Origin of the sequence: Streptosporangium sp. NPDC051022 (genome assembly GCF_040683035.1) — a bacterium.
Taxonomy (GTDB): domain Bacteria; phylum Actinomycetota; class Actinomycetes; order Streptosporangiales; family Streptosporangiaceae; genus Streptosporangium.
This window is the reverse complement of sequence record NZ_JBFBCF010000020.1, coordinates 32342-46144: the sequence shown is the minus strand read 5'-3', so window position 1 is coordinate 46144 and position 13803 is coordinate 32342. Positions and strand designations below refer to the sequence as shown.

At 71.9% G+C, this 13803-nt stretch carries 13 protein-coding genes; 7 read left to right on the top strand and 6 right to left on the bottom strand.

All coding sequences use genetic code 11. The annotated features are described in order from the left end of the window. The first annotated feature begins 16 nt into the window (after positions 1 to 16). The 3 genes from AB0N02_RS28515 to AB0N02_RS28505 all read left to right on the top strand — a co-directional run bounded on the left by AB0N02_RS28515 (position 17) and on the right by AB0N02_RS28505 (position 3618). Positions 17 to 919, top strand: coding sequence for an aliphatic sulfonate ABC transporter substrate-binding protein (locus tag AB0N02_RS28515; RefSeq protein ID WP_363952667.1), 903 nt, complete (start codon positions 17 to 19; stop codon positions 917 to 919). Positions 920 to 1283: 364 nt separating this feature from the next. Further along, positions 1284 to 1817 (top strand): hypothetical protein, encoded by a 534-nt coding sequence (locus tag AB0N02_RS28510; RefSeq protein WP_363952665.1) that lies wholly within the window; start codon positions 1284 to 1286, stop codon positions 1815 to 1817. Positions 1818 to 2178: 361 nt separating this feature from the next. Next, complete coding sequence (locus tag AB0N02_RS28505; protein WP_363952663.1) at positions 2179 to 3618, top strand: PepSY domain-containing protein; 1440 nt, start codon at positions 2179 to 2181, stop codon at positions 3616 to 3618. 115 nt (positions 3619 to 3733) lie between these two features. Here AB0N02_RS28505 and AB0N02_RS28500 read toward each other — a convergent pair whose 3' ends face one another. From AB0N02_RS28500 to AB0N02_RS28490, 3 genes are all read right to left on the bottom strand, one after another. Continuing rightward, the gene (locus AB0N02_RS28500) at positions 3734 to 4537 is read right to left on the bottom strand and encodes a helix-turn-helix transcriptional regulator (RefSeq protein ID WP_363952661.1); all 804 of its coding nucleotides are present in this window, start codon (positions 4535 to 4537) and stop codon (positions 3734 to 3736) included. Positions 4538 to 4719: 182 nt separating this feature from the next. Then, complete coding sequence (gene secA2 / locus AB0N02_RS28495) at positions 4720 to 6930, bottom strand: accessory Sec system translocase SecA2 (protein ID WP_363952659.1); 2211 nt, start codon at positions 6928 to 6930, stop codon at positions 4720 to 4722. A 264-nt stretch (positions 6931 to 7194) separates the two neighbouring features. Further along, the gene (locus AB0N02_RS28490) at positions 7195 to 8271 is read right to left on the bottom strand and encodes an EamA family transporter (RefSeq protein WP_363952657.1); all 1077 of its coding nucleotides are present in this window, start codon (positions 8269 to 8271) and stop codon (positions 7195 to 7197) included. A 258-nt stretch (positions 8272 to 8529) separates the two neighbouring features. Between AB0N02_RS28490 and AB0N02_RS28485 the strand changes: the two genes are divergently transcribed. From AB0N02_RS28485 to AB0N02_RS28475, 3 genes are all read left to right on the top strand, one after another. Then, on the top strand, positions 8530 to 8892 hold the full coding sequence (locus AB0N02_RS28485; RefSeq protein WP_363952655.1) for a VOC family protein: 363 nt from the start codon (positions 8530 to 8532) through the stop codon (positions 8890 to 8892). 69 nt (positions 8893 to 8961) lie between these two features. Beyond that, positions 8962 to 9486, top strand: a complete 525-nt coding sequence (locus AB0N02_RS28480) for an NUDIX hydrolase (protein WP_363952653.1) — start codon at positions 8962 to 8964, stop codon at positions 9484 to 9486. Between the two features lie 166 nt (positions 9487 to 9652). Continuing rightward, on the top strand, positions 9653 to 10543 hold the full coding sequence (locus AB0N02_RS28475) for a DMT family transporter (protein WP_363952651.1): 891 nt from the start codon (positions 9653 to 9655) through the stop codon (positions 10541 to 10543). A gap of 87 nt (positions 10544 to 10630) precedes the next feature. Here the strand turns inward: AB0N02_RS28475 and AB0N02_RS28470 are convergent, their stop codons facing one another. Continuing rightward, entirely contained in the window at positions 10631 to 11764 is a 1134-nt protein-coding gene (locus AB0N02_RS28470; protein ID WP_363952649.1) for an FAD-dependent oxidoreductase, read from the bottom strand. An 89-nt stretch (positions 11765 to 11853) separates the two neighbouring features. Here AB0N02_RS28470 and AB0N02_RS28465 point away from each other — a divergent pair, with 89 nt between their 5' ends. Continuing rightward, positions 11854 to 12450, top strand: a complete 597-nt coding sequence (locus AB0N02_RS28465) for a TetR/AcrR family transcriptional regulator (RefSeq protein WP_363952647.1) — start codon at positions 11854 to 11856, stop codon at positions 12448 to 12450. A 19-nt stretch (positions 12451 to 12469) separates the two neighbouring features. Here the strand turns inward: AB0N02_RS28465 and AB0N02_RS28460 are convergent, their stop codons facing one another. After that, positions 12470 to 13066 carry a GNAT family protein gene (locus AB0N02_RS28460; protein ID WP_363952645.1) on the bottom strand — a complete coding sequence of 199 codons (597 nt, stop codon included), beginning with the start codon at positions 13064 to 13066 and terminating at the stop codon, positions 12470 to 12472. A 94-nt stretch (positions 13067 to 13160) separates the two neighbouring features. Then, positions 13161 to 13784 carry a helix-turn-helix domain-containing protein gene (locus AB0N02_RS28455; protein ID WP_363952643.1) on the bottom strand — a complete coding sequence of 208 codons (624 nt, stop codon included), beginning with the start codon at positions 13782 to 13784 and terminating at the stop codon, positions 13161 to 13163. Positions 13785 to 13803 lie beyond the last annotated feature (19 nt).

Sequence of the window (13803 nt, the reverse complement as noted above, 5' to 3'; positions counted from 1 at the left end):
TGGAAGGAACGTCCTCATGAGCATCCGAGTCGGTTATTTCCCCCACAACAACTCCCTGTGGGTGCTGCGTCACCGGGGCATCCTGGAGCGTGCGATCCCCGACGTCGAGTGGGTGGACCTGCGCAGCCTCCCGGCAGGCGACGCCCCCGCGCCGACCGACGGGCTGCCCTCGGTCCACGGCGACCACCTCTTCGACGGCGGCTACGACTTCATCGGCACCGGCTCGACGCCGCCGGTCACCGCCCAGGGCAAGGGGCACGACATCGTGTACGTCGCGGTGTCCGGCTCCCGCCACGAGAACGGCAGGCTGGTCGTGAAGGCCGACTCGCCGATCACCTCCCTGGAGGACCTCAAGGGGAGGCGCGTCGCCCTCGGGCACGGTTCGTGGCAGACCACGCTGCTGCTGTTCGCGCTGGACAAGGCGGGGCTGACCTGGAAGGACATCGTCCCCGTCGACGCCGGAACCGACGCGGGCGAGCTGTTGCTCAACGGTGAGGTGGACGCGTGGGTCGGCTCCTACCCCTCGCTCAGCAAGGTCGAGGCGCAGGCGCCCGTCCGCGAGCTGGTCGCGACCGACGGGCTGTTCAGCCACCGCTCGCTCTGGTTCACCCGGCGTGACTTCGCCGACAAGCACCCCGAGCAGCTCGCCGCGATCGTCGCCGCGCTCCAGGAGTCCGACGCCTGGATCCAGGAGAACTACCACGAGGCGGCCGAACTGTTCGCGGCCGACGACGGCGGCGACGTCGACCACTGGGAGAACGCCCTGCGCAAGCGCCCCTTCGGGCTGCACCCGCTGACCGACGAGTTCGTCGCCGAGCAGCAGCGCGCCGCCGACCTCTTCCACGCCAACGGCCTCATCGGCCGCAGGATCACCGTCGCGGACGCCGTCGACCCGGAGATCGCCAAGCTGATCGGGTGATCACCGGAGCCGGATGAACAGGCGGCGGAAGCCGTCCGGCCCCTTCGAAGGGATCGCACCTCTTCGAAGGGGCCGGACGTTTTCGGAGGGCGGGTCGCCGAGCGCCTCGGCCTCCGGACAGGGACGACGCCCGAAGAAGGACAGGGACGACGCTCGAAGAAGGACGGAGCGTTCTTTCCGTCTCTCGGGCCGTCCGCGGCGATGTCCCGGGACTCGCCGTTTCGCGTTGTCCGCGGCGATGTCTCAGCACTCGCCTTTCGCGCCGTCCGCGGCGACGTTCCGGAGTGGACCGGAACGGCTCCGCGAGCCGTTCCCGTTGCCGAAGAGGACTGGTGCTTTCGCCGCTTTCTGTCACCATTGCCTCATGCATGCCTTCCGCCTCGTGCGCGCCGCGGTCTTCGCGGTCGTCTGCGTGATGGTGTCGGCGGTCATGCACATGCTCGCCGGAGGCGGCCCGGTGTCGCCGGGCGTCCTGGTGGGTGCGCTACCGCTGACCGGGATGGGGGCGTTCGTCCTCGCCCGGCGGCAGCGCGGGTTCGGCATGCTGATGGGCGCGAGTTTCGTCACGCAGTACGGCCTGCACACCTGGTTCTCCGCCGGTGCGGTCGCGCAGCCGGTGCTGTTCGAGCACCGGCACGGCGGCGGCCTGTCCATGCTGCTGGTGCACGTCGCGCTGGCGTCGCTGTCGGCCTACTGGCTGGAGCGCGGGGAATCGGCCCTGGCCACGCTCCTGCACCTGCTCGTCGCATCGGTGCTCACCCTCCTGGTGTGGCGGGTTCCCGCCGTCCCCCGCGTCACCTCGCCCGTCCACGACGACGGCCGAGTCCTTTCCGTCACCCGGCTGCTCGCGGCGGCCGTCTCCCGGCGCGGGCCGCCGGAGGCGCTCTCCGTCGCCTGATCGGAGTCGTTCGACCGGGAACCGTACGCGCTCAGGAGCCGTCCTGCCCGGATCTCCGCGACCATACGACGATCGTGTGACGACTTCACCGGTTGACCTGCCCACCGGTTGACCGATTCCGCCGGTTGATCGGCTGTGCCGATTGACCGGGTCCACCGGAGTGACGCGTATCCGCCATCCGTTCGCGCGTGTCCTCCGGACTTTCCGCCAGGGGTGACGTGCGCCGATCCACGGCCGCGCCCCCGCCCTCCGGGCCGGCACGAGTCCGTCGGCGTTCCCGGTCCGCGGTCCGAATGTCCCCCAGCCGGGGTCGCGGCGTGCCCGTCCGCGTGCGCGCCCTCCCGTGAACGGAGAACCTCTCATGACGTCCGACGTCGAGATCCAGCCGGCCGCCGAGCCGTCCCCGCCTCCTCCGGCGGCCTCCCGTACCTGGCCCGCCCTGCGGTCGCTCCTGCTCCGCCTGCACTTCTACGCCGGGATCCTCGTCGCCCCCTTCCTGCTCGTCGCGGCGACGAGCGGCCTGCTGTACGCGGCCTCCTTCCAGCTGGAGAGGCTGGTCTACGCCCACGAGCTGACGGTCCCGGCCCAGGGGGCGGCGGGGCTCACGCTGTCCCAGCAGGTCGCGGCGGCCCAGGCGGCGCGCCCCGAGGGAACCGTCGCCGCCGTACGGCCCGCCGCCGAACCGGGGGAGACCACCCGGGTCCTGCTCGACGTGCCGGGAATGGCGGACAGCACCCGGCTGGCGGTCTTCGTCCACCCCGGCACCGGCGAGATCCGGGGAGCGATGGAGAGCTACGGGAGCTCGGGCGCCCTGCCGGTGCGCACCTGGATCTCCGGCCTGCACCGGAACCTGCATCTGGGCGAGCCGGGACGGATCTACAGCGAACTGGCCGCGAGCTGGCTGTGGGTCGTCGCCCTCGGCGGACTGGTGCTGTGGCTGAGCCGCCGCCGCAGGCAGGGACGCCGCCTGCGCGGCGCGCTCGTGCCCGAACGCGGGGTCACCGGCATTCGGCGAGCGCTGTCCTGGCACGGCTCGGTCGGCCTGTGGGCGGTGCTCGGCCTGCTCTTCCTGTCGGCCACCGGCCTGACCTGGTCGAAGTACGCGGGAGGGAACGTCGACGTGCTCCAGGGCGCGCTGGGCTGGTCGACCCCGTCCCTGTCCACCTCGACGTCCATCGCGACACCCGTCACTCCTCCCTCCACGCCGCCCGCCTCGTCCGGGGACCACTCGGCTCACTCCGGCGTCCGTTCCGGTGCCCAACGCTCCGCCACCCCTGTCGGCGTCGACCAGGTCGTCAGGGCCGCGGCGGCCGAGGGGTTGTCCGGGCCACTGGAGATCACCTGGCCCGCCGAGCCCGGTGGCGCCTACGTCGTCAAGGAGATGGACCGTACCTGGCCCCAGCGCAACGACCAGGTGGCGGTCGACTCGCTCGGCGGGCAGGTCGTCGGCGTGCTGCGCTTCGACGACTTCCCGATCGGCGCCAAGCTCACCCGCTGGGGCATCGACGGTCACATGGGGCTGCTGTTCGGCCTGCCCAACCAGATCCTCCTGGCCGCGCTGGCCGCGGGGCTGGTGTCCGTCATCGTGCTGGGCTACCGGATGTGGTGGCTGCGCGGTCCGGTCCGCGGTTTCGGCGCCCCCTACGGGCGGGGCGGCCTGCGGCGGCTGCCCTGGCCGCCGGTGGCGCTCCTGGCCGTCGCCGTGGTCGCCGTGGGGATCTTCCTCCCGCTGCTCGGGATCTCCCTGCTGGCCTTCCTCGTGCTCGACGTCGTGCTCGGCAGGGTCAGGTCCGCACGCTGACAGGGCGGGGTACGGCGGCGCCGTACCCCGCTCCGCCGCGCGGGCCGGTTCGCGCCCGTCCCCGGTGGTCTCCGGGGACGGGCGCTTGGCCGGGAGCGTCGGCCGGGGCGCACGGTCAGTCCGGGTGGTGCTGGTGCTGCAGGTAGGCGGCCGTCTCGGGGTTGGCCGGGAAGTAGGCCTCGATGGCCAGTTCGGCGACCGTGATGTCCAGCGGGGTGCCGAAGGTGGCCATCGTGCTGAAGAAGGCGAGTTCCCGGTAGCCGCGTCGCAGCCGCAGCGGGACCACGATGTCGCCGGGGCCCGGCCGTTCTATCTCGGGTTCGGGCTGGTCACAGGGGTAGTCGTCCAGTTCGCGCCAGAGCGCGGCCAGGTCGGGGTCGGCGGTGAGGCTGATCTGACGACGCAACCGGTGTAGCAGGTGGGCCCGCCACTCGCCCAGGTTGATGATCCGCTGGGCCATCCCCTTGGGGTGCAGGCTGAGCCGGAGCACGTTGACCGGCGGGACGAGCAGTTCGGGGGCCACTCCCCGCAGCAGAAGGCCGGTGGCGGGGTTGCGGTCGACCAGGTTCCAGCGCTGGTCCACGACCACCGCCGGGTACGGCCCGTGCCCGCTCAGCACCTGGCCCAGCGCCTCCCTGACCGACGCCATCTGCGGGGAGTTGAGCGGTGTCTCCGCGTAGACCGGTGCGAACCCGCCGGAGAGCAGCAGGTGGTTGCGCTCACGCAGCGGTAGTTCGAGCTCCTCGGCGAGGTGCAGGATCATCTCCCGGCTCGGCTTGGAGCGGCCCGTCTCCACGAAGCTGAGGTGCCTGGTGGAGATGTTCGCCTGGATCGCGAGGTCCATCTGACTCATCCGCCGACGTTCCCGCCACTGGCGCAGCAGTTCACCGACGGGGCGGGACGCGCTGGTGGTGGTCACAAATATCACGATAACGGGATCAACTTTGCAAAACCATTACCATTCACATAACGCGCGTCGTGACGCCCCCGGCAGGACGCACATGGCACCGCCGGCCAAGCCCGCCGGCCGTCGGGACCCGCCGGCCGTCGGACCCGCGGGGCGCGGTCGGCGGCGGGCGGCGGGAACGGCCCGCGGGCGGGTCAGCGGCGGCGGACCTTGGTGACCAGACGGTTGAGGATGCGTTCCCACTCGGTGCCGAAGGGGTTGTCCTGCACGAGGTACGTCCAGGTGGCGGTCGGGCGTTTGACGCCCGCCTCCTCGTGGTCGAGGCCGTCGGGGGTGATCGTGGCCGTCTCGAAGGTCTCGATCGAGCGTGACTCGATCTCGGCCAGCATGCGCTCGTAGGCGGGCTTGGCCTCCTTGTTGAACTCGTCGATCGGGCTCAGCCGGCCCAGCGCGCGCAGGTGGATGCCCTCGCGCAGTTCGGCCAGGTAGGCCAGGTGGTCGGCCCACGACCGGTCGAGGTGGAACAGCACGATCTGCCGGGCGGCCTCGTGCAGCGTCTCCTCCTCCACCGTCTCCCCGAGCGAGGACCACCGTTCCGTCGAGGCCGACGCGAGGGCCTGGCCCGCCGAGCGTCCGTGCAGGACCTTGTCACGCAGGTCGAGGACCTGGCTCCGGTGCTGTTCGAGCAGCCGGGTGTAACGCCAGGTGTTGCGGTGGATCTCCATGTCGACGCCCTCGGCGACGCGCTGGGCGTGCCCGACGAGGGTGTGGTCCGGCACGCCCCTGGCGTACTCGTCGGCCACGTAGTGCGTGATCAGGTCGTCCTCGCCGCTCACGAAGAAGACCGAGCCGCCGGGGTCTCCCTGACGTCCCGCGCGGCCGCGGAGCTGGTCGTCCAGGCGGCTGCTCGAGTGGCGTCCCGAGCCGATGACGTACAGCCCGCCGAGCTCCTCCACACCCTCTCCGAGACGGATGTCGGTGCCCCGCCCGGCCATCTGGGTGGAGACCGTGATCACGCCGAGCTCCCCGGCCCTGGCGATGATCGAGGCCTCCTCGGCGTCGTTCTTGGCGTTGAGGACCACGCACTCCAGGCCGCGGCCGCTCAGGGTCAGCGACAGCCGCTCCGACTCGGCCACGTCCAGGGTGCCGACCAGGATCGGCCGTCCCGTCGCGTGCACCTCGACGATCTCCTCGACCAGGGCGCGGTCCTTGTCCATCCGGTACTCGAACAGCCGGTCGGGGGCGTCGACCCGCACGCACGGCCGGTTGGGCGGGATCACGGCGACCTTGAGGTCGTAGAACTCGCGGAGCTGGTCGCCGACCGCGACCGCGGTACCGGTCATGCCGCACTTCTGCGGGTAGCGGGTGATCAGGCCTTGAACGGTGATCGAGTCGAGGATCTCGCCGGTCTCCGAGGGCGGCAGCGCCTCCTTGGCCTCGACCGCGGCCTGCAGGCCGTCCGGCCAGCGCTGCAACAGCGCCACCCGGCCCCGCGACGGGTTGATCAGGTGGACCTTGCCGTCCCGGACTATGTAGTCGACGTCCTTGGTCAGCAGGGCGTGCGCGTGCAGGGCGAGGTTGACCTCGGTCAGCGTGCCGGGGCTGTCGTAGAGGTTCACCTCCAGCGCCTGCTCGACGGTGTCGATGCCCTTGGTCGTCAGGTGCACGTTGCGCGCCTGGTCGTCGAGCTCGTAGTGGTAGCCCCTGACCAGCTGGCGGACCAGCGCCGCCATCTCCGGCACCGCGTCGCCGGGGTCGGTGGCGCCGGCGAGCACCAGCGGCACCCGGGCCTCGTCGACCAGTACCGAGTCGGCCTCGTCGACCAGCGCCACGTCCGGCGCGGGCACCACCAGGTCGGCCGTGTCGACGCGGGTCCGGTCACGGAGCACGTCGAAGCCGATCTCGCTGACGGAACCGTACGTCACGTCCTTGGCGTAGGCCGCCCTGCGCTCGTCGGGCGTGGAGGTCTGGCCGATCCAGCCGACCGAGACGCCCAGCGCCTCGTACAGCGGGCCCATCCACTCGGCGTCCCGCTGGGCCAGGTAGTCGTTGACCGAGATCACGTGGACCCGCTTGCCCTGCAGGGCGTATCCGGCGGCGGCCATCGCGCCGGACAGGGTCTTGCCCTCGCCGGTGGCCATCTCGGCGACGTTCCCGGAGAGCATGGCGAGCATGCCGACCAGCTGCACGTCGTAGGGCCGCAGGTCCAGCGTGCGGCGCGCGGTCTCCCGCATGACCGCGCAGAAGGCGACCAGGTCGTCGACCGAGGGCTTCGGCAGCTCGGTGAGATCCTTGAGCCTGTCCTCCTCGGCTCCGGCCGCCGTCACGGTCCGTTCGAAGGAGACCAGATCGATCGAGCCGGGACGCTCCAGGAATCGTCTGATGAGCTGAGTTATCGAGGCCACGTTCCCTCCAACGTCCGTTTCAGGGCCCACGTTCCCAAACGCCGGATCCTGGGTGCCTGCCCCCGGCTTCGGCTCACCGTACCGATCGGATGGATCATTCCGCATCCCCTGTCGCGAGACGCGATCCCGACACGGCCGGACTCGCCGTCGTCCGCCGCCGGAACCCGACCCGTTCGGGCGGCCCCATCCCGTCCCCGTCCCCGTCCTTGTCCCCGTGCTCGGGCCGGTGCGGTCTCGTGACGTGAGACCGCACCGGCCCCGTTCCTATGCCCCCGTCCGGTTCTCGCGCGAGGGGCGGGCACGCGTCCGGTCGTCTCCTCTCTCGTCGAGGGCGAGCAGCCCGACGGCGGCCAGGAGCAGGGCCGATCCGCAGGCGGCCTGCGGGGTCAGCCGTTCGCCGAGGAGAAGCACCCCGATGACGGCCGCGCAGACCGGCTCCACGAGGGAGATCACGGTGGCCGTCGTGGCCCGCACCGCCGTCAGACCGGCGAAGAACAGCCCGTAGGCCGCGGCCGTCGGGATCGTCCCCAGATAGACGATGATCACCGAGGAGGTGATCGGGTCGCCGAGCGGCAGCAGGCCCTGGGACAGTGCCACCGGCAGCAGGCAGAGGCAGCCGACGGCGAGGCTCCCCGCGGTGGTGGCGTACGGCTCGCCCGCGACGGCCCGGTTGAGCAGGGTCACGCCCGCGTAGCCCGCCGCGGACAGCAGCGCCCAGCCGATGCCGGGCAGGGAGAAGGTGGCCGAGCCGCCGTCGAGCGCCAGCGCGACCAGTCCGATCAGGGCGATCACGACGGAGCCCACGCCGGCCGGGCCCAGTCGTTCGCGCAGCAGCAGGCGCGCGCCGGTGGCCACCAGGACGGCCGTGGCCCCCATCGTGATCACGGTGGCCACGGCCAGGCCGGATTCGGCGATCGCCGCGAAGTAGGCCGTCTGGTAGACGGCCATCGCCGTCCCGGTGACCACGACCCGCCCGGGACCGGACAGCCGGCCGAGCTCGGACAGCCGCCGGAGACCGGACAGCCTGCGGGGCTGGGACAACCGTCGGAGACCGGACAGTCGGCCCAGCTGGGACAGCCGCCGGAGAGCGGACAGCCGCTGTAGACCGGCCGGTCGGCCGAGGCCGGACGGACGCCCGGGACCGGACGCCGGTCCGAGGCCGAGGAGGCGGGACGCCAGCAGCAGCGTCGCCGCACCGACCGCGAACCGCCAGAACGAGACCGAGACGGGCCCGAGCCCGCTCGCCCGATGGAGCAGCGCCCCCGCGGCACCGCCGGTACCCCAGGCGGTCGCCGCGACGGACACGTACAGCAGGCCCCGCCGTACGGAGACATGCGTCATGGAAGATCTCTCCAGATGAGTGGTTGTCGTCAGGCCGCGCGTATGCGGGCGGCAGCCACCCACCGGACCGCTCGGATCCGGTTGTCAGGAGAGAGGACCGCCCGCTATCGGGCGGCGGGCGGGGAAATGATGATTGTTCGCACCCGTCGACCATAACGGGAGGTCCGACGGGCCTTCCAGCCGTTGCCGGCCCGTCCGTTCCGGGATTCGCCGGAGAACCTGCCATCGGCTGACAGGTATGGGCGAAACGATGAGGCCATGACGACGACCGCGAAGTTTCTCGCCGTGAACATCGACTGCGCCGAGCCCAGGAGGCTCGCGGAGTTCTACGCGGCGGTCTTCGGCTACGAGATCCAGTACGCCGAGGACACCTACGCCGGCATCGGCGACGGCACGATGAACATCTACTTCCAGCAGAACCTCGACCGTAAGCCCGCGGCCTGGCCGGGGCCCGACAAGCAGTTCCACCTCGACGTGCGGGTTCCCGACGTGGGCAAGGCGGTCGAGGACTACCTGGCACTCGGCGCGACCAGGCCGGACTTCCAGCCCGACGGGGACAGGTGGGTCGTGCTGGCCGACCCCGAGGGCCACCTGTTCTGCGTCTGCCCGGACCGGGACTGATGCCCGCCCGGCGCGGGCACCTGTAGCGTGGAGCCCCGAGTTCAGGCATCCACGCTGGGAGCCCCCCGCATGCGCTGGCAGGTCAACTCCGAACAGTCGCTCCACGCCGACCAGTGGCTGGACCTCAGGCAGGCCGACGTCGAGCTTCCCGACGGCAGGCACCTTGACCACCGTCTGGTCCGTCTCGCCCCCGCGGCCGGCGCCGTCGTCGTCGACGACCGGCGCCGGGTGCTGCTGATCTGGCGGCACCGGTTCATCACCGACTCGTGGGGGTGGGAGGTGCCCATGGGCCGGATCGAGGCGGGGGAGGAACCCGTCGTCGCCGCCGCCCGCGAGGTCGAGGAGGAGACCGGCTGGCGGCCGGGCCCGCTGCGCCCCCTGCTGCGCACCGAGCCGAACAACGGCATCACCGACTCCGTCCACCATGTCTTCCGCGCGGACGGCGCCGTCCGCGTCGGCCCGCCCGCGGACGAGTGGGAGGCCGCGCGCGTCGACTGGGTGCCGCTGACCGACGTCCGCCGGTTGATCGGCGAAGGCGACATCGTCGGCGGGACGACCCTCGCCGCCCTGCTCTACGTCCTCACGGAGGTCTAGTTTCCGCCGTCTCACGGGGGCGGGCGGAAGAGGTCATCCGAGGCCGGAGAGCGAGCCGGGGCGGCGTTTCACGTAAAAAGAGGATCTCATCCTGCTTGGGCGGCCTCTTACCCACCCATGGGGCGTTCTAAGCTTGCGGGATGACCCGTGAATCGCTTCTTTACTCATGCCTGATCGCTTCCGGTGGGTGGCGATGACCTGGGTCGGTATGTCGATCGCTCTGATCGGCGCGCTGGGGTACGCCCTGGGAGCGGCTCTCCAGCAGTTCGAGGCGGTGTCGGAGGGCGCCTCGCTCCGCCTGATGAGGCGGCCCCGCTGGTGGCTGGGCGGGGTGATCGGGTTCACCGGGGCGTCCCTGCACGCGGTGGCGCTGAGCCTCGCGCCCCTGGTCGTGGTGCAGCCGATCAGCGTGGCGACGCTGGTGTTCGCGGTGCCGCTGGCGGCGATGCTGCACGGCAGGCGCCCGCGCAAGGAGGAGATCATCGGGTCGATCGCGGTGGCGGTCGGCCTGCTCGGCCTCATGCTGCTCGTTCCCTCGCACGCCTCGACACCGCACATGACGAACGGCGAGGCGTTCGGCTTCCTGGGCTGCGTAGGGCTGATCGTGCTGGTGACCCATCTGGTCGGGCGGAAGGCCACGGGCTCGTCCAAGGCATTGCTGCTGTCGGTCGGCGCGGGGGCGGTGACCGCAAGTGTGTCCACCTTCGTCCGGGTGGTCGGCGGCGGCCTCGAAGGGGATCTCAGCAGGCTGCTGACGTGGTTCACGTTCGCGATCCCCGTGCTGCTCGTCTGCGCCGTGGTGCTGCTGCAGCGCTCCTACGAGGTGGGTTACTTCGGCATCGCGTACGCGGCGGTCCAGGTGGTCGATCCCATCACCTCGATCATCGCGGGGGCGGTCCTGCTGGAGGAGCCCATGCCCACCGGGGTGGCCAACGTGATCCCGGCTCTCCTGGCCGCCGCGGTGCTGATCTGGGGAACCGTCACGCTGGGGCGCCTGTCGCCCGATCACGGCGGCGACCGTACCGCCGCCCGCGAGCCCGCCACGGTCACGTCGTAGGCCGCCGGGCCGCCGGGCCGTTCCGGTCACGCGGGGCGGAGGCCGGTGGCCGCCTCGGTCGCATCGAGGGCGGGTGGGTCGCCTCGGTCACGTGCCGGGTGGCGTCCAGCCGAGGACCTCGTCCATCGCTCCGGTCACGCGCTTCGGGGCCAGCCGCCAGGCGAGCGTCATCATCGTGTCGCGCAGCCGTACGGCCAGCGGGGCGCGCAGCCGGGTGGTCCGGCAGATCGACGCCGACCTCGCCACGATCCTCGTGGTCCGGGCCAGCCTGGCCGCGGTGTAGGCGGCGAGGCCGTCCCGCCGGTCCGCGAGGTGGGCCAGCACCACCGCGTCCTCGATCGCCTGGCACGCCCCCTGACCCATGTTGGGGGTCATCGCGTGGGCGGCGTCGCCCAGCAGCGCGATCCTGCCGCGGTGCATCGCGGGCAGCGGGGTCGCGAGGTGGTGGACGTCGTTCCTGAGCACGTCCGCGGGTGAGGCGGCGGCCAGCAGCTCGGGGATCGGGGAGTGCCATCCGCCGAACAGGCGCAGCAACTCGGCCCGCTGATCCCCCTCGCCGCCTCCGGCCGGGACCGTGTCGGTGCCGTAGCAGTAGGCCAGCCCGCCGGCCAGCGGCATGACGCCGAAGACCCTGCCCGCGCCCCAGCTCTCGGAGGTCTGGCCGGGGACGCCGCCGCCCGGCACGAGCACCCGCCAGCTCGTGACCCCGGAGTAGCGGGGACCCGGATGATCGGGGAACAGGGCGGCCCTGGTGGGGGAGTGGATGCCGTCGGCGGCCACCACCAGGTCGGCCTCCAGGTCGCCGTCGCCGGTGGTCACCCTGCCGCTGCCGGGGTCGGCTCCGCGCACCTCGGTGTTCAGCCGGACCGTGCCGGGGGCGAGCCTGGCGGAGAGCGCGTCGACCAGGTCCGCGCGGCGCAGCAGCACCACGGAGTCGCCGTATCTGGCGGAGGTGGCCTCCTCGGTCGTCTTCATCAGCCACCGGCCGTCGGGGCGCCGGATCCCGGCCTCGCCCTGGACCGCCGACAGCCCGCGGATCTCGTCGCCGATGCCGAGCGTGTCCAGCGCCTTGAGCGCGTTGGCCGCCACGGCGAGCCCGGAGCCGACCGGTTCGAGGGAGGGGGCCCGCTCGCACACCGTCACGTCCCAGCCCCGCCGCTGGAGCGCGACGGCGGCCGTCAGCCCGCCGATTCCCGCACCTATCACCACCGCGCGCGCCATGGCCCGCCCCTTCACTACAGATGTAGTAACCCGTGAACACGGTGGAGGCTACTCCTTTTCCGGGTCAACTACAAGTGTAGTATCGAACGGTGAAGTCCCAACGTGCCGAGCTGGTCGCGGAGGCCGCCATCACCCTGCTGGCTGAGCGGGGAATGCGCGGCCTGACCCACCGGGCGGTGGACGAGGAGGCGGGACTGCCGCCCGGCTCGACGTCCAACCTCGCCCGCACCCGTCTGGCGCTGCTCGAACTGGCCCTGGAGCGGCTCACCGAGCTGGAGACCGCCGCGTTCACCGCTCTGCTCGACATCGACGCCGGGGAGCCGCCCACCTCCGACACGCTCGTCGAGCTGACGGCCCAGGTGCTGTGGGTGCAGCTCACCGTCGACCGCCGCCGGACGGTCGCCCGCTACGAGCTCGCCCTGGAGGCCACCCGCCGTCCCGAGCTGCGCAGGGTCTACGACGAGGCGGGCGGCCGGTTCCGCGCGCCCGTCGTCATGATCCTCGCCGCCGCGGGCTCGCCGGACCCGGTACGGCACGGCCGTCAGGTCGTCGCCTTCGGCGAGGGGGTGATGTTCGACGCCATCGTCGGAGCCGGGGCCGCCCCGACCCTCGACGATCTCCGCCTCGGCGTCGGTGAGCTGCTGCGGGGAATGCTGCCCGGGTCCGTGTCACAGCCGGAAACGTAGGTCCCGCCGCCGCCCGGGGTCACACGGCCGGGCCGGCGGCGCGTGTCAGGCGGGCCCGGTGGGCGGGCCACTCGTCGTCCAGGATGCTGAAGTAGGCGGTGTCGCGCCACGAGCCGTCCGGACGGCGGCGGTGGCGGCGCAGGACGCCCTCCGGGACACCGCCGATGCGGCGGATCGCCGCCTGGGAGCGGACGTTGAGGACGTCGGTCTTGAACTGGACCCGGTTCACGCCCAGCTTGTCGAAGGCGTAGTCGACCAGGAGGATCTTGCAGGAGGTGTTCACCCCCGAACGCCACACGGCCCTGCCGTACCAGGTCCAGCCGATCTCGATGCTCTCGGCGAACCCCGGGGTGTCGATGTAGGTGGTCCAGCCGACCGCGCGGCCCGTCTCCCTGAGGACCGCCGCGAACGGCACGTGGTCGCGGTCGTGGATGAGCCCCGCCGCGATCTTCGCCAGCTCCGCCTCGCCGTGTGGCGTGGTGGCCGGCAGCCAGCGCCACACCTCGTCGTCGCCCCCGCCCGAGAGGAACAGCTCTGGGACGTGGGAGGCGCTCAGCGGCTCAAGCCGTACGACGTCGCTTTCGAGGGTGACGGGGGCGGGCATGGACGCGGTCATGAAGACGACCTTATGACCGGTGGTGACCTGCTGAAAGGTCCACTCGGGGCGTGTCTCGCGCGACCACCCCGCGATGGGGAGGGGGCGGGCGGGGTCAGCGGGGGGCCAGGCCGTACAGCAGGGTGTCGATGATCCGGGCGGCCAGCGCGTCGGGGTCGTCACCGGGCCCGGCGTCGGCACCGGTGACGGAGCCCGTGTGGGCGGGGGAACAGGAGGACGCCGCGGGGCCGTGGACCGCCTCGCTGATCAGGGCGAGATAGACCTGCCGGGCCCAGACCAGGTCGGTGCCGGGACGCAGCAGCCCACTCTCCAGCGCACGCTCGAACACCATGTCGCACTTGGCCATGACGTCGTCGTAGACGCGCGCGGCCTCCTCGCCGGGCGGCGGGAGGGTGCCGAGCGCGAACCGCCAGCCGGACTTGATCTGCAGCACGTTGGCGGTCGCCTGGTGCATCGCGACCAGCGGCGGGGCGGTGTACGGCCTGGCCGCGTCGACGGCCTCGCCGATCTCCTGCCACGCGGAGGTCGCCATGGTCTCGATGAGGGCCTCCCGGCTGGCGAAACGCCGGTGGACGGTGGTTCTGGCGACCCCGGCGGCCTCCGCGATCTGCTCCATCGTCGCGCCCGGATTCTCGCTGAGCAGCCGTTCGGCCGCCTCCAGGATCGTCCGGACACTGCGCTCCGCATCCGCCCGTAACCGACGGCCCGTCGTACCCATGGCCAGAGGCTACAGCACT